Source organism: Bartonella sp. B41 (assembly GCF_053795765.1).
On record NZ_CP200037.1, the window covers coordinates 36,182 to 62,438 of the forward strand.

Sequence of the window (26,257 nt, forward strand, 5' to 3'; positions counted from 1 at the left end):
TTATAAGATTATATAGAGGAAAGGGATAGTTAATATTTTATAGTTTATCTGTCGGATTTTCTTCAGAGAGCGCTTTTGCTAAATCAATGATTTTTCGACGTACTTTAGAATCGGATATATTCGTAAAAGCACGCATGAGCTGAATTCCTTCATTGCTGGAGCAAAAATCCATAAAAACACTGTCATTTTCAGAAAAGCCTTCTATGTATTGGATACCAATTCCTTTATCAAAGAAATAAGAAACAGGAACATCCATGATTTCTGCAATTGCCTGAAGGCGGCTTGCGCCAATACGATTTGTACCTTTTTCATATTTTTGCACTTGCTGAAAAGTGATACCTAATTTTTCACCAAGTTTTTCTTGGGTAAGACCTAAAATATTCCGACGTAAACGAATACGTGTTCCGACATAAATATCTATAGGATCTGGTTTTTTTCTAGCTTCGGTCATAATGCAACTCTTTAATTTTCAGCATTTCACTTCCAAACCAACATCAGATTTATGTGAAGTTAGTTTATCATATAATTAAGATAATATGTAATACTTTTTCCCAATGTTACCGGCACGCATAACACGATATTGTACATGGGCACTCGATCATTTAAGCTGTTTTGTAGAACCAAAACTGATGTAGCACAATAGCATAAGAATGAATAAGATAAAAGTGGAGAATATTCTGTATTCTCTTTTCCATACTGCAGCAATTGGTGGTGGAATCGGAGAATCAATAACACCAATGGCATTTTGTTTAAGAAATGCAACGATTCGTCCATAAGAATCTACGACAGCAGATATTCCATTATTTGCTGCTCGTATGAGAGGAATTCCCATCTCAATTGCACGTAATCGTGCTTGTTGAAAATGTTGATATGGACCAGGAGTTGTACCAAACCATGCGTCATTTGTGACATTAATAATTGCTTGAGGAGGGGAACCTTCAAATGTCATTTCATTGGGGAATATTGCTTCATAACAAATTAGTGGAAGATAAGAAAATCCGTTTGGCATCACGACCGTTTTTCGTACATGCGCAGCCGTATATCCACCAACATTGTCTGCTATGGCTCGTAATCCAATTTTGTTCAATAAATCTTGATATGGAAGATATTCACCAAAAGGAACTAAGTGAAGTTTATCAGAGGTGTGCAGAATGTCTCCTTTTGCGTTCACAACTGCAATTGTATTAAAATATTTTTGTTGAGTATTCGGGAGATCAGCACTAGTTCGTACAGAACCAATAATGGCCAATTGTTGAGGCTTAAGAAAAGAGGATATGTACATTGCGAGAGAAGGAGAATTACCAAGGGCATAGGGGATAGATTCCTCTGGCCATACAATAAAATCTGGTTCTGGATTTTGATCATCTTTTGGTGTTATACTTAAGTTGATGTGAGCGGCCAGTATGGCTTCGTGTTCGGTCTTGTATAATTTTAAGTTTTGTTGGATAGAGGGCTGAACGATGCGCACCCAATGTCCACTCTTTTGATAATCAGTAACATTTGGTGCAGTAATGAGACGATAAAATCCAAAACTACTGTGAACCAATATAAGCAGCAAGCAAAGAGAAAGTGCCAGTTGTTTTTTTTCATTTGTTAGCAAAACAGTAGGTAAACTGTAAGTCAATACAGCAAGAATATTCATTCCGTAAAGTGCTACGACTGCATCCGATTGCATGAACATTGGAGTTGGCATAGCTGTGTAACCAAGAGCATTCCACGGAAATCCTGTGAATAGAATAGCGCGCAGCAATTCTGCTAATCCTAGAGCAAAAGCTAAACCAAAAAAACGTGCTATTCCCTTTGTCCATAATAAACCAACAATGAAGCCAGCAAAAAACCAATAAAGAGAAAGATAAATAGGAGGGAAAAAAATGGCAAACGGTACTATCCACCAAAAGGAAGCAAGATCCGTAAGCAAAGCACTACTCAACCACCAAAGGCTGCAAATAAAATAACCAAATCCAAATATTCCACAACTTAAAGCATAGGTGAGGAAGCGCTTTTTATTATTCTGGATAGCACTTATTTTATCAAGTAAAACGTTGAAAACGGGAAAAGTTATAAAACAGATTGGTGTCAAATAAAAAGGTGGAAGTGCGAAAGATGTGAATGCACCACATAAAAATACCACTACTCGCTGTTTCCAGCCGTTAACAGAAAACAAGAAAAATACAAAATTGTTCAAAAACGCTCGTCTATTCCTTAGAATTGGCATGTTTCTCGCAATGCTCATTTTCAGTGATACGAAAAATGCGCAATCTTTTAATTCGGCGTTTATCTGCTTCTAAAATACGAAATCGATATCCTGGTACTGCTTCAATAACTTCTCCTTTTGCAGGAATACGGTCAAGAATTGAGACAATTAAGCCGCCAATAGTGTCAACTTCATCACCATATTCTCCTACGATAAAATCAGGACCAAGAGCTTTTTCCACATCTTCTAACTCAGTTCTTGCATCAACGAGCCACCTATTATTAGGTTCTTGCACGATAGCATTGTCAACATTATCATGTTCGTCTTCGATATCACCAACGACCAATTCTACAATATCTTCCATAGAGACTAATCCATCTGTGCCACCATGTTCATCAATAACAAGAGCCATTTGTGTGCGTGTAGTTTGCATACGTGTTAGCAATTTGCTTGCAAGCATGGATCCTGGAACAAAGAGGACTGTTCGAATGAGATCAAGTTCACTGATTGGAATTTGCAAATTTGCATGGTTTAACTGAAGCGCATCAGATGTTTCTTCTATCTTTGCTGATTTAGAAATAAATCGGGTTATGTAATTAAGGATGTCTCGGATATGAATCATTCCCCATGGGTCATCTAAGGTTTCTGAATAAACTGGTATGCGAGAATGACCAATTTTTGCAAAGCATTTAAGTGCATCTCCAAGAGAGGTGTTGATTTCTAAAGCTTCAATTTCAGAACGTGGAATCATAACATCATCAACGCGTGCTTCGCGCAGACGTAATATGTTATGCAACATGGTTCGTTCTTCAGGTGAAAAAAGATCCGTATCTTTTTCATTATCAGTAGCAAGTGCAACAGCAAGATCTTCACGCAATGAAGTATGATTTCGTCCACGCAAAAACGAAAAAAAATGGTTTATGAAAGACTGTTTTTCTGTATGATTTGCTCGCTGGGGAGGATGTTCTCCTATATTGGAAGATGTGTAACTGTTGTTGTGTGCATTAATTTTTTCGGCCATGATTCAAAATTTTCTAAACTTTCTTCTTATAACATATGCATTAAGATACTTTAAATTCCATTATTATGGTATTTTGTTTAAAATTCTTAACTTCTATCATTTTAAGGATACTCAGCATAGGGGTCTTTTATAGAAAGCTTTTTAAGAATTTCTTTTTCAAGATTTTCCATCTGATATGCTTCATCATCTATTTCATGGTTGTAGCCAAGAAGATGGAGGACACCATGAACGATCATATGTGTCAAGTGATCCTGAAACGTCTTCCCTTCTTTTTTGGCTTCAAGAAAAACAGTTTCTCGTGCAATGATAATATCACCAAGTATTGGTCCAGGACGTTGTCCAGATTTAATAGAACAGGCCGGAAAAGATAAGACGTTTGTTGGTTTATTTTTGTTACGCCATTGAGAATTGATTTGCGCCATACGTTTATCATCTGTAAAAAGTAGACTTATTTCACTGACAACATTCTCCAATGAAAGGTGACGCATGGTGGTTGTTAATACTTTCTCAGTAATGTCGTGAAGTGTTTTTTTACTATTCCATCCAAGACTTTCAATTGTGATATCAATAGTAATCATAGCGAATCGAATTCATTTTTCTAATAGGACATATAAGAATGGCACTTCTTTATTTTTTATGCCAGAATTATCTTCAAAGGATGTGATAAAGAGTAATTATAAGAGAGTGGGTGCATGACCTTTTTCATAAAAATGAATGATTATGATTTTAAGATAATACACGTTCTTTTTGTCTAGATTTTTCATTTAAGAGATATAAGATTCTGTTTTCGAAGAGTAAGATAATCCTTTAAAATCTGTTCATTGTATAGTGAACAAGAAAATGTATTTATGAATTTGCGACTTCACCTACAAAACTATTTGAACTCGTATTTTTAATATGAATTGACATTACAGTGCCAGCAGAAGCATCTGTGTCGACCACAACTGGCAACAACCAAGGTGAGCGTCCTACCATTTGTCCAGAGTGACGACCAGCTTTTTCTATGAGGACGTCTGTTGTTTGACCAATTTTGGAGTGTAAAAACGCATTTTGTTGTTCAAGGAGAAGGGCTTGTAAATGTTGAAGACGAGCATCCTTTACCGCTTCATCAACATGATTTTTCATTGTTGCACCAATTGTTCCAGGTCTTGGTGAATATTTAAAAGAATAAGCTGAACTGTATTTTACTTGTTTAATAAGTTTCACAGTTTCTTCAAAATCCTCGTCTGTTTCTCCTGGGAATCCTACAATAAAATCTCCTGAAAAAGCAATATCTGGTCGTGCATAACGAATTTTTTCAATAAGATTAAGATAATGAATGCTTTTGTGTTGACGATTCATCGCTTTTAGGATGCGATCTGAACCAGATTGAACAGGGAGATGCAGGTAAGGCATCAATATGTCAAGGTCTCTGTGTGCAGCAATGAGACGATCATCCATATCACGTGGATGGCTTGTCGTATAGCGTAAACGTTTTAGACCATCCAATTTGGCAAGATGATAAAGAAGGTCGCCAAGGCACCAAGTTTTGCCATCAGCACTTTGTCCATGCCAAGCATTTACATTCTGTCCAAGGAGTGTAATTTCTTTGACTCCTGCTTCAATTAGTTGTTGCGCTTCCTCTCTAATTTGTTCAACAGGACGCGATATCTCAGCTCCTCGCGTGTAAGGAACAACACAAAAGGTACAAAATTTATCACAGCCTTCTTGTACTGTTAAAAATGCGCTAACGCCTCGTTTTTTTACTGCTGGTTTACTATGAGGTGGTAGATGAGCAAATTTATCTTCAACAGCATAGTCTGTTTTGACAACTTTTTTTCCTTGTTCAGCTTGTTTTAAAAAATCTGGCAAACGATGATACATTTGCGGACCAACGACGAGATCCACGGTAGGTGCACGGCGCAAGATTTCATTTCCTTCAGCTTGCGCAACACAACCAGTTACGCCAATTACCAAAGGTTTTTCAGGTGCACGTTCTTGACGTATCACTCGTAAACGACCAAGATCAGAATAAAGCTTCTCTGCTGCTTTTTCACGAATATGACAGGTATTAACAAGAATAAGATCAGCGTCATTCGGTGTTTGTGTAGCAACATATCCTTGTGAACTCAGACTATCAGCCATCCGTTGGCTATCATAAACATTCATTTGACATCCATAAGTTTTAATAAAAACTTTTTTAGGAGTCACAAGGAGTGTATTCTTAGGATCTGCTTTTTTCATGGTACGTGTCTAAACGTTTTTTATCAAAATCTCAATCTGTTTGCTTAAAAGTTTTTTGCATTACAATTGCATTTGTACGGCTGTTTTTTGATTGATAATATGCAGGGCGTTTAGCAATTTTTTGGAATTTAAAATGTCGATAAAGATTTAATGCAGAAAGGTTAGTTTCTTCCACTTCTAGGAATAGTTTTATTACGCGCTTACGGTGAAGGTGGTGCAGTGTACGCTTGATAAGTAAGCGTCCAATTCCTTGTCCACGACAATGAGGGTGGACAGCAATAGTGATGATTTCTGCTTCATCGATAATAAGACGGTACAGGCAAAAACCTAAAATTTTCTTAGGTTCATTAACGAGGTAGACTTTATATCCAAAGGTAAAATGATCAGTTAAAAAATTATCAAAAACCTGCTTTTCCCAAAAAGGGATGAAACAATATCGATGAATTTCATAAAGAAGAGCTCCATCATCTTCTTGTAAGGGGGAAACTCCCCATTTTTTTAATGAAAATGTATCCATTATTTTTTTCTTGGTAAAACAAAACCAGTTTGCTGTTTTACATCAGCATCACGCAGATAGAGAGGACGAGGAGGATCTTGTGGTGTTTTGTTTGCGGCAACATGAGCATAACTCACAACATCAGCTGCTTCACATAAGATTTGATCAATTATGATTTTTCTACTTCCATAATTATTTTTAACATGCGATGTAACAATATCAGCTGCTGGTCCTATCAATTTAGTTTGTTGTGGCAAATTCTCGATAATATTTTCAATTACTCCTAGACTTGGTGTACACAATGGTATTCGATTTTCATCGAAATTTTGATAGTAAAACATGGTCTTCCCAGCTTCAATGACAACAGTGATTGCTGATGGGGCATTTTTATTTATCGTTTGTTCTGCCAATGCTTCTAACGTATTTACTCCAACAGCTGGTATTTTGAGCGCAAGAGCCAAGGCTCTTGCTGTTGAAACACCAATTCGTATACCAGTAAATGATCCAGGACCAATATTAACTGCAATGCGATCAACTTGATCAAGAGTAATACCAACTTGATCGATTGTTTGTGAAATTTGCAAAATTAGTGTTTCAGCGTGTCCTTTGTTTATGCGTTCACTGATTCTTGCAATAACATGCCTATCACGAATGAGTGCAACAGCACAATAGATTGAAGCAGTGTCTATAGCAAGGATAAGCATGAAAGTATCCTAATTGAATAGTATAATAAAAAAAAGTCTTATTGTATTTTTTTATGTTTTTCATTCTGTATAGTGTATTACAGAATAAAAAGAACAGGGTTAAGCGGCGAAAATTTAACAAGCAATTTTAACATTTACAAAAATGTAAGCATTGCTGTACTCAATACGCAGTACGTTTTATGATAATTTTCAGTGTACATCAGAAGATCAGAAGAAATGTACCAGAATTCTGTGATGAAGATCATTCAGAAAAAAAAGATGGCAAATAAGCTGAGGTAGTTTTAAAGATTTGTTCTTGCATGTAAAGCTGCTGCCAAAGTCCCATCATCAAGATAATCTAATTCGCCTCCAACCGGTACTCCATGGGCAAGTTTAGTAATTTTAACTGAGAAATTAGAAAGTTGGTCAGTAATATAGTGAGCTGTTGTTTGTCCTTCAACAGTGGCATTAACAGCTAAAATGATTTCTGTAATTGAATTATCTACAACGCGTCGTATTAAGGAAGCAATATTAAGTTCATCAGGTCCTATCCCATCTAATGGAGAAAGTCTTCCTCCTAATACATGATATTGCGCTGATAAAGTTTTTACGCGCTCAAGAGCCCAAAGATCAGCAACATCTTCAACAACAATAATCGTCGTATTATCACGTTTAGGATCTGTGCAAATTGAACAAGGATCAGTTGTATCCACATTCCAACAAACAGAACAAACACAAACTTTGTCTACAGCTGCTTGTATTGCTGCTCCTAAAGGCTCTAATAAACTTTCCTTTTTTTTTATAAGATAAAGTCCAGCACGACGCGCTGAACGTGGGCCAAGACCAGGTATTCGTGCTAATAACTGAATAAGACGCTCAATTTCAGAACCTGCGATGTGTTTAAACATACTGTTTCCCCGAAGAGCCCATTAAACTCTGTTCATTAGAAAGGAAATTTGAAATCTGAAGGGAGCGACAATTCTTCTGTTATGGCCTTAGTTTTTTCCGTAAAAGCTGTTTCAGTTTTTGCTTTAGCTTCATTATAGGCTGCCATAATCAAATCTTCAAGAATTTCAGCTTCTTCAGGTTTAATTAATGAAGGATCAATTTTAACTGCTGTTACGATACTTTTACCATTTAAGGTAATGCTAACAAGTCCACCGCCGGAAGTTCCTACTATTTGTAAATTAGCCATTTCTTGTTGAATCTGCTGCATTTTTTCTTGCATTTCTTTGGCTTTTTTCATCATACTCATCATATTATTCATAGCAGTAAATGTCCTTATCCATTATTAGTATGGGCCCCACTTTTAATGGTATCTGAGAGTAAATCAAGGTTATTCTCCTGCTTATTTAGACGTATATCAACAATTTTTGCTTTTGGGAAATGGTTAAAAATTTTCATGATATCGGGGTCTTTTTTTGCATCAGAAATAAGAGCTTCTTTGGTTGCTATACTTTCTTCCTGTAGGGTTGGTCCTCCTCCTTCTTTGACAAGGGTTACAGTCCAGCGTTGCCTAGTCCATTTAAAAAGTGTTTTTTCTATGTCTCGAGGAAGTGAAGGTGGAGCACTATCAGTAAGTCTTAAAGTGATATGATTTGGTTTAAAAGAAACAGGGTGAACAAATTCTTTAATATGTACCTTGAAAGGGATGTCGTTATTCTGTTCAGCTAATTCAACAAGATCGTGTAGAGAATTAATAATTACAGTCTTTTGATCAATATTTTCAGAGGTTGTAATAGATTGAATTGTTTCGGGGGATGGGAGTACCTCAAGAGGGTTCATATTTTTAGGAGTTTTTATTCTCGATACATTGTTTGGTTGCAATGAAAAATTTGGTAAGTTTGGCAATGTATTTGAAGAACTTTGGATAACTGTGAAGGGCGTATTTTCTTGCGTAATTTTTGTTAAAGCTTCATCAAGAGTTGGTAGATCAGCGGCATGAGTAAGGCGAATCAACAGCATCTCAGCAGCTTGTAGTGGGCGCTCTGTTTGACTGATTTCTTGTATTCCTTTAAGCAACATTTGCCAATTTCGAGACAAAATGGGGATAGAAAGTTTTTGTGAAAGATCCAAACTTCTCAAGCGTTCTTCTTCAGTAAGTGAAAAATCTTCTGCTACCTCTGGCGTAAAACGTAAACGTGTGACTAGATGGTTAAAATCTGCCAATTCTGTCAGTATAGCAAGGGGGGTGGCACCAGCATCGTATTGACTTCGTAATTCATGCAATGCATTTACAATATTACCTTTCATGATAAATTCAAAAAGATCAATGATACGTGATTGATCTGCTAGCCCTAACATTGCGCGAATTGTAATGGCGCTGACATTGCCATTTCCATGAGAAATCGCTTGATCAAAAATAGATAATGCATCACGAACAGAGCCTTCTGCAGAACGAGCGATTATGGAGAGGGCTTGATCTTCTATTTCTACTTTTTCATGTTGAGCGATTTGACGCAAATGTTTGACCAAAACTGCTGATTCGACACGCCGTAAATCAAAACGCTGACAGCGGGAAAGAATCGTGATAGGAACTTTACGAATTTCTGTTGTTGCAAAAATGAACTTTACATGTTGCGGTGGCTCTTCAAGAGTTTTCAATAACCCATTAAATGCTTGCGTTGAAAGCATATGTACTTCATCAATAATATAAATCTTATAACGTGCAGAAACAGGACGATAACGTATTTGCTCAATAATCTCACGAATATCGTCAATACCCGTATGTGAAGCTGCGTCCATCTCTATGACGTCAATATGGCGTCCTTCGATAATTTGTATGCAATGTTCACCAAGTGTATTTAGTTCAGTAGTTGGTCGGTTAATGTCTTTTGTTTTATAATTGAGTGCACGTGCTAAAATACGCGCTGTTGTGGTTTTACCTACCCCCCGAATACCAGTTAACATCCATGCTTGTGCAATACGACCTGTTTGAAAAGCGTTGGTAAGAGTATGTACCATTGCTGTTTGACCGATAAGATCAGAGAAGTTTTTAGGACGATACTTGCGAGCAAGAACGTGATAGTTAGTTTCTACCGATATTTGTTCCATAAATGATTCCAATTTTGAGACTCTTTAAAATACATTCCAAAAACAATAAAAATAAAAGTGTAGGCTAACATCCTACTCTAGTACAAAAGGATTTTTTCTCAAAGAAGTAGAGTCGCTTGCTTGAGGAAAAACTAGACTCTTCTCAAATCTGTTGCACAAAAAAATATCACTACAAAAGCAAATAGTTCACTGAAAACGATAAAAATACAATTTATACATCTTATACAACAAAATAGGAGGATGGTACAATGACCCGTACAAAACTCGTTAGGGCTGCTTCCTTCCAGACCTGACCCGGTTGGCGAGCAGTTCGTCCACTACCAACCTCCCAAGTCCATATTGCTGATTTAAAATAAAAGATCAAGCTAAGAAACGATAAATGTAGAAAGAACAAAATAATTGCTTCTTTTAGTCGAGTTTTATACTATCATGCTACAGGTCTGTTGGGGTAGATTAATTCCTTGATTTGTTTAACATAGAGAAAGTATTCTTTTTGTTTTATGCAATTAGGACGTAGAAAGATTTTACTGAATCCAAATTTGTTGAAAAATTTTGTTTTTTATTCAGGGGATTTCCGATCGTTTTGGGCTGGGTAAATTCCAATAATACGAAATTCAACAGAAAATAAAGAGAGTTCCTCTAAGGCAAGTTTCATCATGGGATCTTCAGGGTGTCCTTCAACGTCGACGAAGAATTGTGTTGCGTTAAAATGTCCACCAATTTGATAGCTTTCTAATTTTGTCATGTTAATACCGTTTACAGCAAAGCCCTTCATTGCTTTATAGAGGGCAGCTGGAACATTACGGATTCTAAAAAGTAAGCTTGTTATAATTTTTTCTCCATTTTGGGGTTTTGGAACGTATTTAAGAGAGCGTGAAAGGATGACAAAACGGGTGATATTATGCGGGTTATCTTCAACATTTTTTTCAAGAATATCAAGTCCATAAAGTTCTGATGCGATTAGAGGTGCTAAGGCGGCTTGCGAGCGTTTGGCGTCTTTTTTAACAAATTTTGCAGCTCCGGCAGTATCATCAGAAATGATAGGTTTCCAGCCATTATTACGAATGATTTTGCGGCATTGTGCAAGGGCATGGATATGACTATGAACGGTCTTAATTTCTTCACGTTTAACACCGGGCAAAACCATTAATTGAAAATGGATAGGTAAAAAATATTCACCAATAATACAGAGGGATGATTGTGGCAAAAGATGATGAACATCTGCAACGCGCCCCGCAAGGGTATTTTCAATAGGAATCATGGCAAGGTCAGCTTGCTTATTTTCAACTAAGTTAAGTGCGTCTTCAAAAGTGGCAGAGGGTACAGCATCCATGTTTGGAAACATATTTGCACAGGCAATATGGGAATTTGCTCCAAATTCTCCTTGGAAAGAGATTTTATTAGTTTTCAGAGTTGTTTTCATGCCAAAATTCCGCGAACTTTTTCAAAACCATGCCGCGTATCAATTCCTAAAGAAACTGTATCTATATTTTCCGCGTTGATATATATATCATGTTCCAATGTGTTCAATTGTTCAAGAGGTTCGTGTTTACAGATGTGTATTTTCAATATGATTATAAAAAGAAATCATCTACATAAAGAAGTTTCTAAATGGGCAAAAAGGGCACAAAAGCAGCTTTGAGAAATTGGTTTGCCAATTTTGATGATAGTTTGATCTATTTTTTACTGACCAAAGTTACAATATCAATTAGAATCTTTTTTAGATGCTATAAGGCACTAATGATTTTACGATGATCTACGCTAGCAGGCCATTTTGGAGGAGATTTGGAGTAGATATTTTTGTGGTTGAAAGGTTGTTTCCATATGAGGAGAAATGAAAATAATAGGTTCAATGGCCACTGTAAGTTTCCAAATGTCATGCGGAATATTTTGTAGTGTTGTATATCGTAAGGAAAAAGTTTAGATTAAAATCAGCAGTGAAAATATAAACATTTGAATCTTTATGAATCGCTTGAAAATTGCCTGTTTTATTTGTGCTTGTCTTTTTTTGATGATTATCGTTATGTGTATTTCTACACTTAGAGATGTGGTTTACAGTAATTTCCCATCTGTTCAACGCTCTCACGACATGAAAGGGAGCGGTGCAGTTGGAAAAAAACAACAAACATCTGATATTTCTTTGTTATTGAGCGATCGCCTTCAACAAGGTGATCTTGAGAATGGACGTAAAATTTTTCGGCAATGCGCTATATGCCATACCTCTAAAGGTAATGAATTTCGTCGTATTGGTCCAACGCTTTGGGAAATTGTGAATCGTCCTTTTGCATCCATAACAGGTTTTACGTATTCACGGGTATTGCGTGCAAATTCTGATAAAAAATGGGACTTTGTTACTTTAGATCATTATTTACAATCACCACGCAAGGCTTTTCCAGGAACAATCATGTCTTTTCGCGGACTTAAAAATGATCAAGATCGTGCTGACCTTTTGCTTTATTTACGCAGCTTATCCGATAATCCTGCTTCTTTGCCAACGAATGATAAAACACCAATAGATAATAAAAAAAGTGGATCGAATTGACTTTATTCAGAAGTAGATACTTAAAATTATTGCTTAATTTGCGCCGGAGTTTGATTGTTTAGGAAAGTTTGCTCGTTTATAGGAGATGGTTCTAAATTGTGCTGATAACCCATTGTAGAGTAAAATTTTTCCTACTAAAGGATCACCAATCTTTGTAATAAGTTTAATTGCTTCCATTGCTTGTAATGCTCCGATGACACCGGGCAAAACTCCTATAATTCCCGCTTCAGCGCATGTCGAAATAGTGTTTGGAGAAGGTGGATTTGGGAATAAATCATGGAAGCGAGGATTATTGTCTGTATAGGGCATAAGTACTGTTAATGAGCCACTGAAACGTTCTACAGCACCACTTATTAAAGGTTTTGAACATTGTGCAGCATGATCAGCCAGAAGATACCGTGTAGCAAAATTATCACTACCATCAATAACGATATCGTAGTCTTTTAGTAATTTATCTACATTATTTTCATTTAAGCGGAAATTATGTGTTTCAACTGTAACATGAGGGTTTATTTCTTTTATAGTGATTTTAGCACTGTTAGTTTTGTTTTGGTTAATTGCACTTGTTTTATGGATAATTTGGCGTTGTAAATTGGAAAGTGATACGAAATCATCATCAACAACCCCAATGGTACCAACTCCCGCTGCAGCTAAATATGTTAAGACAGGTGCACCAAGGCCGCCTGCGCCGACAACAAGAACGCGTGCAACTTTTAGCTTCTGTTGTCCAGAACCACCAATTTCAGGTAAAATTATGTGGCGCGCATAGCGTTCGATTTCCTCATTGCTCAGTTTGATATCCGTTTCTTGTATCATAGATTTTCTCTTATCATAGTTCTTTATTGTTTACTAAGTTTATAGTGTATAAATCAGTTTGCTTTTGGTTTTAGAGAGGTTTCATTCATGAAAATTGCCATTCAAATGGATCACATTTCAACTCTTCAAATTCAGGGAGACACAACATTTGCGCTTGCTTTGGAAGCGCAAGATCGTGGATATTCTCTTTTTCATTATACACCAGATCGTTTATCTATGGATAATGGTTCTATAATTGCGTGGTTAGAGCCATTAAAGGTGAGTGATAAAGAGGGATACCATTATAAATTGGGAAAATCTGTTCGTACAGTGTTGACGGATATGGATGTAGTGCTTTTACGTCAAGATCCTCCCTTTAATTTAAACTATATTACTACGACCCATTTGTTGGAGCGTGTTCATCCTAAGACATTTGTAGTGAACAATCCGGCATGGGTACGCAATAGCCCAGAAAAAATTTTTGTTACTGAATTTTCTGATTTGATGCCAGAAACATTAATTACAAAAGACATTGAGGAAGTATTGTCTTTTAGAGCCACGTTTGGCGAAATCATTATTAAACCACTCTATGGGAGTGGGGGGATGAATATTTTTCATTTGAAAAAGGGCGATCGCAACTTAATGTCTCTTTTGGAGATGTTTGCGCAAAGCTATCACGAACCTTTTGTTGTACAGCGTTATTTAGGTGAGGCACGAAAAGGGGATAAGCGGATTATTTTACTTGATGGTACGCCGGTTGGAGCAATTAATCGGGTTCCAGCAGAAATGGATGTCCGTTCCAATATGCATGTTGGAGGTCGTGCAGAAAAAGTTGATTTAACGAAGCGTGATTATGAAATTTGCAAGCGCATTGGTTCAATTTTGCGAGAACGAGATCTTCTTCTAGTGGGCATTGATGTAATTGGGGATTATATAACAGAAATAAATGTGACATCTCCTACAGGGGTTCGTGAGATTAAACGCTTTAACGGTTTAGATGTAGCTAAGCTTTTCTGGGATATTATCGAGTTGAAACGTTCAAGGTAAATTTATTTGAATTAAGAGAAAAAACATAGTTTTGTGAGAAAAATTATGAATGGTTTCTTTTTTGTGTTTGTCGTATTAAAAATGTGGATTAGAATCTAAATTCGTCGTGTGGTGTAAACAAGGTCTTAATTCGTATTTTAAGGAGTTTATAGATGGGCAAATTTTTATCAGTTTGGGTTAGGCTGATTTTTGCGTTTATTCTCCCAATTAATGCTTGTGCTGCGCGTAATCAAATTCAAATTACTGGTTCATCTACAGTTTTACCTTACCAAAAAATAGTTGCTGAGATATTTGGAGAAATTTATCCTCATTTTAAGATTCCGGTTATTGAGTCAGGTGGTTCAGGTGCTGGTATTAAGGAGTTTTGTCGTGGTGTTGGAGAAAATTCTGTTGATATCGTTAATTCTTCTCGTGCAATAAAATTAGGAGAGCTACAGTCTTGTTTTGATGCTGGTATAAAAGATGTCGAAGAGGTATTTATCGGGTACGATGGTATTGTTTTTGCAACAAATATTGACGGTCCTAATTGGAAATTGCAGCCAGTAGATGTTTATAAAGCATTGGCTGCTCAAGTTGTTGTTAATGGGAAATTACAGTTAAATACAGTTTCGAAGTGGAAGGAAATTAATAGTGTTCTTCCCAGTTGGACAATAGCAGCTTATATTCCTGGAGAAAAGCATGGAACGCGTGAAGTTTTGGAAGAAAAATTGCTAATTGTTGGCTGTGAAGCAAGCGGGGCAGTTGAGAAAATGAAATCTTTAGGGATGGATGATAAGGCGATACATGCTGCTTGCGTTGCTGTGCGTAAGGATGGAAAGGCTGTTGATATTGATGGCGACTATGCTGAGATGCTAGCTCGTTTAACTTCTGATAAAACGGGAATTGGTGTTTTTGGTTTGTCTTTTTATGAAAATAATGCGGATAAGTTAAAGGCTGCGGATATTAATGGTTTTGCACCAACTGCTGAAACAATTTCTAGCGGTGAATATCCGATTTCCCGTCCACTTTTCTTTTATGTAAAAAAGGCGCATTTAGGGATTATTCCAGGCTTGAGAGAGTATGTTGAGTTTTTCCTCTCTGATCAAATGATTGGGCCAAATAGCCCATTGGCTGAATATGGTTTGGTTGTCGCTTCTGAAAAAGAGCGGCAGGCGCAGCGTTCTGCTTTTTCTTCTGGTATCGTAATGACTTTGAAATAATGTACAGAATTTGTAGTGCGATGATTTTTATAACACTGCTTTTTTGTAAAAACTGAAAGATGATATGCGTATTTTCTTCATTATTTTTCTGTTACTAATTATTGGTTTTATTGGCTTTTATATTTCTTATATGCGAGCTCGCAGTTTTGAGTATACACCATGCAAAATGCATTCTCGTGCATGTTATCACGGATGGTGGACGTTTTTGACAACTGTTGTTCCAGCCTTTGTTTTTTTAATTTTTTGGGATAATGCGAGTGCAATATATTTAGAGTATAACGCTTCGCAAAAGGTCTTGAAGTATAATACGCTTATAACGGAGACGATTAATCATGATCTTATTTTGGGAGCTATCGGCAATTTAGCCAAAATTATTCATCATTTTGATGGAGATCTTTCTTTTGCTTCATATAAAGAAGTGCAGGCACAATTGTTCATGAAGGGGTTTGTTTTACCAAGTGAATTACCAGATGAGGTTTTAAGAGTAGCACAATCATGGTATTCTTCGTTTAAAAATCTTCGGTTCATTGGTCATTGCTTACTTTTTGTTATTGGATTGTGTGGTTTTGTTTGTGGGGTTATGCAGGTTTCTCCCTGTCATCGTGCACGCAATAAGGTTGAAGGTTTAGTTATTGTTGGGTTAATTTGTGCATCCATGGTTGTGATTTTGACAACAATTGGTATTGCATTTTCTATGTTTTTTCAGACAGTGAGTTTTTTTCAGTCTGTTTCCTTTTCAAATTTCTTTTTTGGAACAGTTTGGGATCCGCGTTTTTCAGTTGGTGGTTCTGTAGAAGAAGTCGGGCAGTTTGGTTTAATACCGCTTCTTGCGGGTACACTTTATATTGCGTTTGTAGCAATGCTTTTTGCCGTTCCTGTTGGATTATATTCAGCCATTTATATGGCTGAATATGCCTCTGCTCAATTTCGGTCAATTGTGAAGCCGTTGTTAGAAGTTCTCGCTGGTATTCCAACTATTGTTTATGGTTTTTTTGCTTTGAAAATTGTGGGGCCATTTTTGCGTGACCTTTCTATTTCTTTGTCTGGAGGTGTTGGTTTTATTATGGCTCAAAGCGTTTTGACGGCTGGATTCGTAATGGGAATTATGTTGATTCCTTTTGTATCTTCTTTATCAGATGATGTTATTATAGCTGTTCCACGTTTTTTGCGTGAGGGATCTTATGGTTTGGGCGCAACGCAATCTGAAACTATAAAGAAAGTGGTCATGCCTGCAGCGCTTCCAGGAATTATGGGAGCAGTTTTGCTGACTGCATCACGTGCAATTGGGGAAACAATGATCGTTGTTTTGGCAGCAGGTGTAGCAGCAAACCTAACGCTTAATCCATTTGAAGCTATGACTACAATGACAGTTAAAATTGTTAATCAATTAACTGGTGATTTTGAGTTTAATTCCCCACAAACTCTTGTAGCATTTGCTTTGGGTATGACATTATTTATTCTAACTCTTTTGATGAATGTCCTTGCTCTTTACATTGTGCGTAGATATCGGGAACAATATGAATGAATGAAGTTTTTCTTTCGCATCGTTACAATATTGATCTTAGACATCGATATTGGGCTGAACGTCGTTTTCGAGCTTATGGTCTGGTTGCTATTTTTGTTGGTTTGTTTTTTTTATCTTCTCTTTTATGGTCTATCGTTGATCAGGGTTATACTGCTTTTTTCAAAAGTGAAATGACATTATCAGTCCATTTAGATGGAGAGATTATTGATCCAAGTGGTCAATACAGAACAAATCCACAAATATTAATAACTGCTAATTACCCACTTCTTGTACGAAATGCCTTAGCAAAAAAGCTTGGTATAGATCAAAATGATAACACATCATTGCGCGATATTAATCGTATGTTTTCAAGTAGTGTACGTGTTCAATTACGCGAAATGGTGACGAAGAATCCAGAGTTAATTGGAACTACGCAAAAAATCAAAATTTTAGCGGCTGCGGATATTGATTCCGCTTATAAAGGACACATTGATTTACGCGTAGGAGAAAAAAAACGCAAAGTTTCTGATCGTCAAATAGAATGGATGAAACGTTTATCCCATGACGGAACGCTTTATAAAACATTCAATTTTGGTTTTTTTACATTTGGTGCTTCAAGTCGTGCCGAGACTGCGGGATTAGGTGTGGCTATAGTTGGTTCTTTTTATATGATAGTTATAGTTTTGATGATTTCACTGCCAATAGGAATAGCAACAGCTCTTTATCTTGAAGAATACTCACGAAAAAGCAAATTTACAGACTTTATTGAGATTAATATCAATAATCTTGCAGCAGTTCCTTCGATTATTTTTGGTCTTCTTGGATTATCTGTTTTTATTAATTTTTTCGGATTACCGCGTTCAGCATCTTTTGTTGGGGGGCTCGTTCTGGTTCTTATGACATTGCCAACCATCATTATTGCTACCCGTTCTGCTTTGAGGGCTGTTCCTTTTTCGATTCGAGCTGCAGCTTTAGGACTGGGAGCATCAAAAACGCAGATGGTTTTTCATCATGTTGTCCCTTTAGCTGCACCAGGTATTTTAACTGGTACTATCATTGGTGTGGCTCAGGCATTGGGCGAAACAGCTCCTTTACTTTTAATTGGAATGGTTGCTTTTGTTGTGAATGTTCCTGCTACGCCAATGGACCCAGCGACCGCTTTGCCTGTTCAAATTTTTATGTGGTCGGGTGAAGCGGAGCGTGCTTTTGTTGAAAAAACATCAGGTGCTATTATTGTATTGATGTTTTTTCTCGCAGCCATGAATATTTTTGCTATTTTTTTACGCAGAAGATTTGAACGCCGCTGGTAGTTTTAATAAGATTTAAGTCATGAATTAAAGTAAGATGAGTTCTGTAATGAAGATTAAAATGCGTGGTGAAGATGTGAAGGTTTTTTATGGAGATAAAGAAGCACTTCATGGGGTTACTCTTGATATTCCTGAGCGTCAAGTTACTGCTTTGATTGGGCCTTCAGGTTGCGGAAAATCAACTTTTTTACGTTGCTTTAACCGTATGAATGATATAATTGAAGGTGCTAAAATAATGGGTCTTATTACCTTAGATGGGGAGGATATTTATGATTCTCGGATTGATGTTGTAGAACTGCGTGCACGTGTTGGAATGGTTTTTCAAAAGCCAAATCCTTTTCCAAAATCTATTTTTGAGAATGTTGCTTATGGGCCGCGTATCCATGGCCTAGTAAGATCACGTGCTGAGTTGTATGATGTTGTTGAAAAAAGTTTAAGGCAGGCAGGGTTATTTGAAGAAGTAAAAGACCGTCTTCACGAGGCAGGGACGAGTTTGTCAGGAGGGCAGCAACAGCGTTTATGTATTGCGCGCGCCATTGCAGTTAGTCCTGAGGTTATTTTAATGGACGAACCTTGCTCTGCTCTTGATCCAATTGCAACGGCGCGCATTGAAGAGCTTATAGATGCATTGCGACAAAATTATACAATCGTTATTGTTACGCATTCGATGCAGCAGGCAGCACGTGTTTCTCAATATACTGCTATGTTCCATTTAGGGCACTTGGTTGAAGTTGGTGCAACTGAAATGATATTCACCTCACCAAAAGAGCAACGTACGCAGGATTATATTACTGGGCGTTTTGGATAGGTGAATTGAGGAGTATAGGATATGTCTATGAACCATACTGTCCGTTCTTACGATGCAGAGCTAAAATACTTAAAAGCAAAGATTACGGAAATGGGACAGCATGCGGAAAGCATGATCGAACGTTCTGTTGCATCAATTGTAAGCAATGATTTTCAGCTTGCTACTACGGTTATTACCGATGATTTATTTTTGGATGAAGTGGAGCGCGATATTGATGAGAAAGCGGTTACCATTATTGGTAAACGCCAGCCTATGGCTGTTGATTTGCGTGAAATTGTTGGCGCTATTCGCATTTCTTCAGATCTTGAGCGTATTGGGGATATGGCCAAAAACATTGCTAAGAGGGCTATTGCTATTTCAGAAATTCGCCAACCTGCAAGCTTTTATTGTGGACTTGAGACGATAACAGCTTTGGCACTCAACCAATTAAAGGAGGTGTTGAGTGCTTACAACAATCGTTTATTGAATCGTGCTGATGCAGTACGCGATCGCGATGGTAAAATTGATTCTTTGTATACATCTCTTTTCCGTGAACTTTTAACTTACATGATAGAAGATACGCGCAATATTACAGTATGTACGCATTTGTTGTTTTGTATAAAAAGCATTGAACGGATTGGCGATCACGCTACTAATATTGCTGAGACATTGCATTATATCATAACAGGTTATCATATGTCCTCTGATCGTCCGCGTGATGATCTAACATATAAAGTTGGGATAGAGGAAAAAATAGATTAGGATTTTGTTATTGAAAATGAGATAAGGAGCATCTCCTGATGTGTGAAGGTTAATATTTTGCAGTCATGCTTGGTCGTTTATTGATTGAATTTACAAAGTCTGTGAAAAGATTTATCCTTTTATAATTAAGATTTTTTTATTTTTTCTTTTATACTTTGCCAATTTCTCTGTGTTAGAGATTTATTGGGCAGAACTGTTAACCATATACCTTCCTTTAAGATGTATTCGATGAAAAAAGAATTTTGGATTATTTTAGTTATTTTTTGTATGGTACCTTTTGTAATTGTTGGATGTGCTTCTGATCATTTAGGTTTCAAAAAAAATAATGATAACAAAAAGATGAAAACAGTGGCATATCCATTGACAGAGCGTCAATGTCTTATGCGGGCAATGTATTTTGAATCCAATCGTACGAGTCGTGAAGGAATGATTGCAGTTGGAACAGTCGTTATGAATCGCGTCAATTCGACTGCTTATCCAAGGACAATTTGTGGTGTTGTTGGTCAATACAAACAGTTTGCTCCTGGTGTTTTAACGCGGCCCATGAATGAGCCTGCATCTGTTGCTCGTGTTCGAGAGGCGGCTGATGCTGTTTTACATGGTGAACGGGATAAGAAGGTCAAAAGCGCTATGTTTTTTCATACCGCTGGTTTGTCCTTTCCTTATAAAAATATGCATTATGTGCATATTGCAGGAGGAAATGCCTTTTATGAACGGCGGGCACGTGATGGATCACGTCAAGTACCTGCAAATAATCGTCCTTATGATGTTGCTTATGCTTTTGCTCAAGAACGTTCTAGAAATACGCTGGATTTTATGAATTTAGATTCAGAAAGTAGAGCAACAAGAGCAAAAGAAAAACGAAATGCAGTTCTTTTTACGGATGTAACACAGGAAAGTAATGTTCGTAGCATACCCTTTGTTGTTGCAGAACTTAACAGAATCCCTATACCAACGCGTTCACCCAACTGGATGAATAAGGGAAATAAAGCCAGATCAGTTGTGGTGTATTCTGTACCTTCGAAGGATCAGTTAAATTTGATTGTTGCAATGTTAGAAGAGCAGCACAAAATTCGGTGATTTTTCATAATCAAAGAAAAGAGTACTGATAATGTATCTTGATGCTCATGAGAAAATTTCTTAATTATCTTGCATTAATTGTGATAAAGGTGAGGATTAATTCATAGAAGGGATAGGATCGTGTTTTCACTCCTACTAGAGGAGTGTGTTCATTGTTTCTTGTTTCCATAGAGTTAAAGGGTTTGTGCGTTTGAAGCAATGCCTTTCTTAATCGAGGAGCATTTGTTGGTAGTATCGAAATGCACCTTGGAGCAAGGAAAATTTTAACATATGTGTTGTTATAGAATTGAAAGTTGTGTAACAGATTTTGCGAAATAATAAGGGGGCAAGACGATGAGGCAAATCTGTTTTGATACAGCATTATTTGTGATTTTAATAGTAATCTTCATTAATGAAAATTCTGAACGCGTATGTTGCGTTAAGATTGGGTGATTCCAAATATTTTTGGAATGTAAATCGTTTATTGTGAAAAATTGTAGTGCGTGAAGACAATAAAATGGTGATTTGTATGGATTGGGTGGTCCGATTGGATAGGATGAAATTTGATATAGCTGATATTTGTAAAATGGAGAAAAAACTTCTAGGAAATGGGGATTTAGTATTCTTCGATGAGATTTTATTTACAAATGTTAATTTTTGGAAAGATGTATGCCTGAGCTTCCTGAAGTAGAAACGGTTCGACGCGGACTTGCTCCTATTTTAACTGGAGCAAAGGTTATGTCTGTAAAAATTAACCGTCAAGATTTGCGTTTTCCTTTTCCAGAAGCATTTTCTGAACGTCTCGTAGGTAGGACGGTTTTGGAACTTGGTCGGCGTGCAAAATATTTATTATTTTATCTTTCAGAGGGCGAAACGGTTTTGAGTCATTTAGGAATGTCAGGATCATGGCGTTTAGAGAAGAATGTTTTAAGAAAAAAACATTATTCTACGGGTAAATCGATTTTACATGATCACCTTATTATGAATGTGCAAGCAGAAAATGGCTATGTTTACCGCTTAGTATATAATGATCCTCGCCGTTTTGGATTTATGCAGCTAGCAGATACAGCGAATCTTTACAAGAATCCATTTTTAAAAAATTTGGGATTAGAGCCGACGAGCAACGAATTTTCTGGTACCTATTTGCAAAAGGTTTTTGCTAGTAAGAAAACACCTCTTAAAATAGCTCTGCTAGATCAGTCTATTATTGCGGGTCTTGGAAATATTTATGTTTGTGAAGCACTTTGGCGTAGTCATTTATCACCAAGACGTAGTGCTTCGACATTGGCATTAGAAAGTGTTCGTGCACGCAAATTGGCAAAAAATCTAGCTAACAATATACGAAATGTGATTGCTGAAGCAATTTTTTCTGGAGGATCTTCTCTGCGTGATTATATGCATGCAGATGGTTCATTTGGATATTTTCAACATTGTTTTTCGGTTTATGGGCGAGAAGGAAAGGAATGTTTACAGTGTGGAATGCTCATTGTGCGTATTGTCCAATCAGGGCGTTCAAGTTTTTACTGTCCACGGTGTCAAAAATAAATAAGATGCCTTGCAAAATCTTATAACAGGCTTAAAGTCATGGATATGATTTTTTGAAGATGAAGAGGTTTTTGTGTTAGACAGAGTTTTAACTTATCTAGATGAGAATGTAGAAAAAAGTCTTGAACGTCTTTTTTCTTTTTTACGTTTCCAGTCGATTTCTACAGATTTATCCTATAAAGATGCATGTTGTAGAGCTGCTGATTGGCTGGTAGAGGATTTAAAAAGTATTGGTTTTGATGTTTCACGTCGTAATACGCCAGGTCATCCAATGGTTGTTGGGCATCATGCAGGGCCTTCAAAAAATTGTTTACATGTCCTTTTTTATGGGCATTATGATGTTCAACCGGTTGATCCATTAAATTTATGGGAAGATGATCCATTTGAGCCTTCTTTAAAAGAGCGAGATGGAGAAAAGGTTATTTGTGCGCGTGGCGCTTCAGATGACAAAGGTCAGCTGATGACTTTTATTGAAGCATGCCGTGCATTTAAAAAAGAGACAGGCCATCTTCCTATTAAAGTAACTGTTTTATTTGAAGGTGAAGAAGAGAGTGGTTCTCCTTCACTTGTTCCTTTTTTGAGAGAAAATATTGATGAGTTGAAGGCTGATTGTGCATTGGTTTGTGATACATCAATGTGGGATTCTAATACACCATCGATTTCTACGGGTCTTCGTGGTCTCTTAGGTGAAGAAGTTATTATCAAAGCTGCAAATTGTGATTTGCATTCTGGTTATTTTGGGGGTGCAGCTGCCAATCCTATTCGTATTTTGGCTAAGATTTTAGGGGGGCTTCATGATGAGGAGGGACGAGTAACCCTTTCTGGGTTTTACGAGGGTGTAGAAGAGACACCTAAAGAAATCTTGAAATCGTGGAGCGAGCTCAATTGTAATGCTGAAAAGTTTTTAGGTCCTGTAGGTCTTGCCATTCCTTCTGGAGAAAAGGGGCGGAGTATTTTAGAGCAAGTATGGGCTCGTCCTACAGCAGAAATAAATGGTATTAGTGGGGGATATGAGGGAGAAGGGATTAAAACAGTCATTGCCTCTCAAGCGATTGCAAAGGTTTCTTTTCGATTAGTACATAAACAAAATCCAGAAAAAATACGTCAGACGTTTCGTGATTATGTTCGCAGTTTTATTCCTGCTGATTGTACAGTCACATTTAAAGAACAAGGTGCTTCTCCAGCTATTCAGCTTCCCTATGATTCGCCTTTTATTGAAGCAGCAAAAAATGCATTATCACAGGAATGGGAAAATCCTGCTGTATTAACTGCTATGGGTGGTTCTATTCCGATTGTTGGAGATTTTCGAGCAATTTTCAATATGGAAACTGTTTTAGTTGGATTTGCATTGGCAGATGATCGTATTCATTCGCCGAATGAAAAATATAATCTAAAATCATTTCATAAAGGTCAGCGGTCTTGGGCGCGTATTCTTGCAACTTTGGCGCAAATAGGAGGTTAGATGGCAGAGATTCGTGTTCATCAGGGTGATTTACCAAACTTGGATAATTATGATATTGATTCTGTTGCAGTTGATACTGAAACTTTAGGGTTACAACCGCATCGTGATCGTTTATGTGTTGTGCAGCTTTCTTCTGGAGATGGTACTGCTGACATTATACAGATTGCTAAAGGGCAAAGAAGTGCTCCTAATTTAGTCAAGTTGCTTGAAGATAAGGAAATTACTAAAATATTCCATTTTGGACGTTTTGATCTTGCCATTTTGGCGCATACATTTGGTGTTATGCCAGAGGTCGTTTTTTGTACGAAAATTGCTTCAAAGCTTACTCGTACCTACACAGATCGTCATGGATTGAAAGAGATTTGTTGTGAATTATTAAACATTAATATTTCCAAGCAGCAGCAATCTTCAGATTGGGCGGCAGAGACTTTATCACGTGCACAAATTGAATATGCGGCGTCGGATGTTTTGTATTTGCATCGTTTAAAAAGTGTTCTTGAAGAACGATTAATACGAGAAGATCGGGAGAACGTTGCAAAAGCATGTTTCCAATTTTTACCTATTAGAGCAAAACTTGATCTTTTGGGATGGCCAGAGGTTGATATTTTTGCACACAGCTAGGCCAAAAAAAATTGCTCTCAAGCTGAAAATAGAGAGGATAGTTTATACAAACAGAAAAAATACCTCACACTTATTTCTCTGTTCTCTCATTTATTTTTTATTACGATGTTTATGGTAAAGTTTTGCGCGATGGCACAACTTAGCTTAAAGGTTTTGTAATAAAATACAATTTACAAATGTGTTTTTCGAAGATTTAAAACTATTTTTATCTAAGCTTTGTCAAATATGGTTTCATTTTTATGGAACTTACAGTAGATAAATATAGCATCAATATTCAAGTAATATGCGGTATGTGTGAATGTTGTTGGGATTGCATTGAGTAACATAAAGCACGATGTTGTTATCAAAAAAATGAGTTATTTATCTATATGCTGTATCCTATATCCAACCATGTATCATTTTTACCTATTATAAATTTATGGATTTGTACGCTAATATATCTCAAAAATTTTATTTATTTTGAAATCAAAATGTTACGATTTTATTTTTATGCTTCTTGTAGAAATAGAAAATTGGCGCTCTATGTAAGACACATTATGTATAATTAAATTATAAAGGTAAAACTATGAACATAAAACATTTTATTACACGCTCTGCTTTTGTTTCAATTTTTGCGATTCAGGGAACCAGTCTTATGGCATTCCAAAGATTGGCTCTTGATGCATCTCCCGTAGCTGCTTCCTTTAGTAATTCTTTTCTTAATGAACAAGATAACATCCCTTTGGATAAAGTTTTTCAAACAAAATTTTCTTATTCTTACAACGATGGGTGGGAAGAAAGCGCTCATTTATTACCCGTGGCATCTCAAATTAAAAAGAGACATAAGAACTCTGGAAACAGGCCAAGACGACCAAGTCTATTTACACGTGGTCCGATGTCATTCTAGCAAACAGACGACAGTTTTAAGATTATATGATTTTGTTCTCAGGTAATTGAAGGGTAAATGCAGAATATTGGTCGGGGGGGCTTTTATTGGGATGTTTGGTTGATAGAGCTTGACGTTTCATGTTTTTTACAGGTGTATCATTTTTACTACAGATATCTGAAATTAGCGCACTATATGACACCACATGTTCAAATATCAGCTATTGGAGAAAAATGATGAATATAAAATGGTTAATGACAGCTTCTGCTTGCGCTTTAATTTCAGCTTCTATAGCGAAGGCAGCGGATGTTATGGTTCCTTTAGATCCGACGCCAGCTGCACCAGTTATTGTTGCTCCTACTTTTTCTTGGACAGGTTTTTATATTGGTGGTCAAATTGGTAATTTTTCGAGTAAGACTCGCAGGAACACTATAGGAAACGACAGACCCTTTCCTGTTAATGAAAATTTTTTGCCCAAACCATCGGGTTTCATGGCTGGTCTTTATGCAGGTTCTAATGCTGATCTCGGTAATGGTCTTATTTTGGGTGTTGATACGGATATTGTTTGGACTGATAAGGATGACAGTAAGATTGGGCAGGCGTCTTCAATTGCTCAAGGTCAGATAGCATATGTTGAAAATATGCTAAAAAATGCTGGAATTAAGGTTGTTAATGGAGCAATACACGCTGGTGATGAACGAGTTAATGGTTTTACTCTTAAAGAAAAATGGTCTGGTGCAACGCGTTTGCGGATCGGTTTTGCTGCTGACCGTATTATGCCTTATCTCGCTGGTGGTGTTGCTTATGCACGGCTTCAAGACATTATGTCGATATCAGTAAGGGCAAAAGACCATGGTCCAGTAATTGTTTCTGGTAATTTGTTAGATGAAACAAAAACATTGGTTGGTTATGCTGTTGGTGCTGGTATTGATTTTGCAATGGCTAATAATGTTATTGTGCGTGCGGAATATCGCTACTCAGACTTTGGTAAGAAAAAATTTATGGATGATATACAAGAACTTGGTTACAAGACTAACGATTTCCGTGTTGGTGTGGCTTATAAATTCTAATTTAGCACAATATTGAATTAC

At 36.9% G+C, this 26,257-nt stretch carries 25 protein-coding genes and 1 other RNA gene; 13 read left to right on the plus strand and 13 right to left on the minus strand.

Going from position 1 to position 26,257, the window contains the following annotated elements; genetic code table 11:
• Positions 1-37: 37 nt before the first annotated feature.
• From V4P54_RS00165 to V4P54_RS00220, 12 genes are all read right to left on the minus strand, one after another.
• Complete coding sequence (locus V4P54_RS00165) at positions 38-451, minus strand: helix-turn-helix domain-containing protein (protein ID WP_455477157.1); 414 nt, start codon at positions 449-451, stop codon at positions 38-40.
• A gap of 147 nt (positions 452-598) precedes the next feature.
• Positions 599-2,233: an apolipoprotein N-acyltransferase gene (gene lnt / locus V4P54_RS00170; RefSeq protein WP_455477158.1), complete on the minus strand. Its 1,635-nt coding sequence runs from the start codon at positions 2,231-2,233 to the stop codon at positions 599-601.
• Positions 2,196-3,215: a hemolysin family protein gene (locus V4P54_RS00175; RefSeq protein ID WP_455477159.1), complete on the minus strand. Its 1,020-nt coding sequence runs from the start codon at positions 3,213-3,215 to the stop codon at positions 2,196-2,198. The genes lnt and V4P54_RS00175 overlap by 38 nt, the downstream gene beginning before the upstream one ends.
• Positions 3,216-3,316: 101 nt before the next feature.
• Entirely contained in the window at positions 3,317-3,793 is a 477-nt protein-coding gene (gene ybeY / locus V4P54_RS00180) for an rRNA maturation RNase YbeY (RefSeq protein ID WP_455477160.1), read from the minus strand.
• Between the two features lie 268 nt (positions 3,794-4,061).
• Positions 4,062-5,438 (minus strand): tRNA (N6-isopentenyl adenosine(37)-C2)-methylthiotransferase MiaB, encoded by a 1,377-nt coding sequence (miaB, locus tag V4P54_RS00185; RefSeq protein ID WP_455477161.1) that lies wholly within the window; start codon positions 5,436-5,438, stop codon positions 4,062-4,064.
• A gap of 31 nt (positions 5,439-5,469) precedes the next feature.
• The gene (rimI, locus tag V4P54_RS00190; protein ID WP_455477162.1) at positions 5,470-5,955 is read right to left on the minus strand and encodes a ribosomal protein S18-alanine N-acetyltransferase; all 486 of its coding nucleotides are present in this window, start codon (positions 5,953-5,955) and stop codon (positions 5,470-5,472) included.
• The gene (tsaB, locus tag V4P54_RS00195; RefSeq protein ID WP_455477163.1) at positions 5,955-6,638 is read right to left on the minus strand and encodes a tRNA (adenosine(37)-N6)-threonylcarbamoyltransferase complex dimerization subunit type 1 TsaB; all 684 of its coding nucleotides are present in this window, start codon (positions 6,636-6,638) and stop codon (positions 5,955-5,957) included. The genes rimI and tsaB overlap by 1 nt, the downstream gene beginning before the upstream one ends.
• Before the next feature lie 281 nt (positions 6,639-6,919).
• Positions 6,920-7,525, minus strand: a complete 606-nt coding sequence (recR, locus tag V4P54_RS00200) for a recombination mediator RecR (RefSeq protein ID WP_455477164.1) — start codon at positions 7,523-7,525, stop codon at positions 6,920-6,922.
• 35 nt (positions 7,526-7,560) lie between these two features.
• Positions 7,561-7,884 carry a YbaB/EbfC family nucleoid-associated protein gene (locus tag V4P54_RS00205; protein WP_455477165.1) on the minus strand — a complete coding sequence of 108 codons (324 nt, stop codon included), beginning with the start codon at positions 7,882-7,884 and terminating at the stop codon, positions 7,561-7,563.
• A gap of 14 nt (positions 7,885-7,898) precedes the next feature.
• Positions 7,899-9,671 (minus strand): DNA polymerase III subunit gamma/tau, encoded by a 1,773-nt coding sequence (locus V4P54_RS00210; RefSeq protein WP_455477166.1) that lies wholly within the window; start codon positions 9,669-9,671, stop codon positions 7,899-7,901.
• Between the two features lie 232 nt (positions 9,672-9,903).
• An RNA gene (gene ffs / locus V4P54_RS00215) (signal recognition particle sRNA small type) lies at positions 9,904-10,000 on the minus strand.
• Positions 10,001-10,230: 230 nt separating this feature from the next.
• Positions 10,231-11,094, minus strand: a complete 864-nt coding sequence (locus V4P54_RS00220) for a prephenate dehydratase (RefSeq protein ID WP_455477167.1) — start codon at positions 11,092-11,094, stop codon at positions 10,231-10,233.
• Positions 11,095-11,634: 540 nt separating this feature from the next.
• Between V4P54_RS00220 and V4P54_RS00225 the strand changes: the two genes are divergently transcribed.
• On the plus strand, positions 11,635-12,213 hold the full coding sequence (locus V4P54_RS00225) for a c-type cytochrome (protein ID WP_455477168.1): 579 nt from the start codon (positions 11,635-11,637) through the stop codon (positions 12,211-12,213).
• A gap of 33 nt (positions 12,214-12,246) precedes the next feature.
• On the opposite strand, the gene V4P54_RS00230 is transcribed toward V4P54_RS00225, so the two are convergent.
• Positions 12,247-13,029 (minus strand): molybdopterin-synthase adenylyltransferase MoeB, encoded by a 783-nt coding sequence (locus V4P54_RS00230; RefSeq protein ID WP_455477169.1) that lies wholly within the window; start codon positions 13,027-13,029, stop codon positions 12,247-12,249.
• Between the two features lie 87 nt (positions 13,030-13,116).
• On the opposite strand from V4P54_RS00230, the gene gshB reads away from it, so the two are divergent.
• The 12 genes from gshB to V4P54_RS00290 all read left to right on the plus strand — a co-directional run bounded on the left by gshB (position 13,117) and on the right by V4P54_RS00290 (position 26,236).
• Positions 13,117-14,055: a glutathione synthase gene (gene gshB, locus V4P54_RS00235; protein ID WP_455477170.1), complete on the plus strand. Its 939-nt coding sequence runs from the start codon at positions 13,117-13,119 to the stop codon at positions 14,053-14,055.
• 152 nt (positions 14,056-14,207) lie between these two features.
• Positions 14,208-15,254 carry a PstS family phosphate ABC transporter substrate-binding protein gene (locus V4P54_RS00240; protein WP_455477171.1) on the plus strand — a complete coding sequence of 349 codons (1,047 nt, stop codon included), beginning with the start codon at positions 14,208-14,210 and terminating at the stop codon, positions 15,252-15,254.
• A 64-nt stretch (positions 15,255-15,318) separates the two neighbouring features.
• A complete protein-coding gene (gene pstC / locus V4P54_RS00245) occupies positions 15,319-16,779 on the plus strand; it encodes a phosphate ABC transporter permease subunit PstC (protein ID WP_455477172.1) in 1,461 nt (486 codons plus the stop codon).
• On the plus strand, positions 16,776-18,068 hold the full coding sequence (pstA, locus tag V4P54_RS00250; protein WP_455477173.1) for a phosphate ABC transporter permease PstA: 1,293 nt from the start codon (positions 16,776-16,778) through the stop codon (positions 18,066-18,068). Before pstC ends, pstA begins: the two co-directional genes overlap by 4 nt.
• Before the next feature lie 46 nt (positions 18,069-18,114).
• Positions 18,115-18,873, plus strand: a complete 759-nt coding sequence (gene pstB / locus V4P54_RS00255) for a phosphate ABC transporter ATP-binding protein PstB (protein WP_455477174.1) — start codon at positions 18,115-18,117, stop codon at positions 18,871-18,873.
• Between the two features lie 21 nt (positions 18,874-18,894).
• Positions 18,895-19,614: a phosphate signaling complex protein PhoU gene (gene phoU, locus V4P54_RS00260; protein WP_455477175.1), complete on the plus strand. Its 720-nt coding sequence runs from the start codon at positions 18,895-18,897 to the stop codon at positions 19,612-19,614.
• 228 nt (positions 19,615-19,842) lie between these two features.
• On the plus strand, positions 19,843-20,694 hold the full coding sequence (locus V4P54_RS00265) for a cell wall hydrolase (RefSeq protein WP_455477176.1): 852 nt from the start codon (positions 19,843-19,845) through the stop codon (positions 20,692-20,694).
• Between the two features lie 648 nt (positions 20,695-21,342).
• A complete protein-coding gene (gene mutM / locus V4P54_RS00270) occupies positions 21,343-22,218 on the plus strand; it encodes a bifunctional DNA-formamidopyrimidine glycosylase/DNA-(apurinic or apyrimidinic site) lyase (RefSeq protein WP_455477177.1) in 876 nt (291 codons plus the stop codon).
• A gap of 73 nt (positions 22,219-22,291) precedes the next feature.
• Positions 22,292-23,680, plus strand: coding sequence for a dipeptidase (locus tag V4P54_RS00275; protein ID WP_455477178.1), 1,389 nt, complete (start codon positions 22,292-22,294; stop codon positions 23,678-23,680).
• On the plus strand, positions 23,681-24,301 hold the full coding sequence (locus V4P54_RS00280; protein WP_455477179.1) for a ribonuclease D: 621 nt from the start codon (positions 23,681-23,683) through the stop codon (positions 24,299-24,301). It abuts the gene before it with no gap.
• A gap of 565 nt (positions 24,302-24,866) precedes the next feature.
• Complete coding sequence (locus tag V4P54_RS00285) at positions 24,867-25,187, plus strand: hypothetical protein (protein ID WP_455477180.1); 321 nt, start codon at positions 24,867-24,869, stop codon at positions 25,185-25,187.
• Positions 25,188-25,402: 215 nt separating this feature from the next.
• Positions 25,403-26,236: an outer membrane protein gene (locus tag V4P54_RS00290; RefSeq protein WP_455477637.1), complete on the plus strand. Its 834-nt coding sequence runs from the start codon at positions 25,403-25,405 to the stop codon at positions 26,234-26,236.
• The last annotated feature ends 21 nt before the right edge of the window (positions 26,237-26,257 follow it).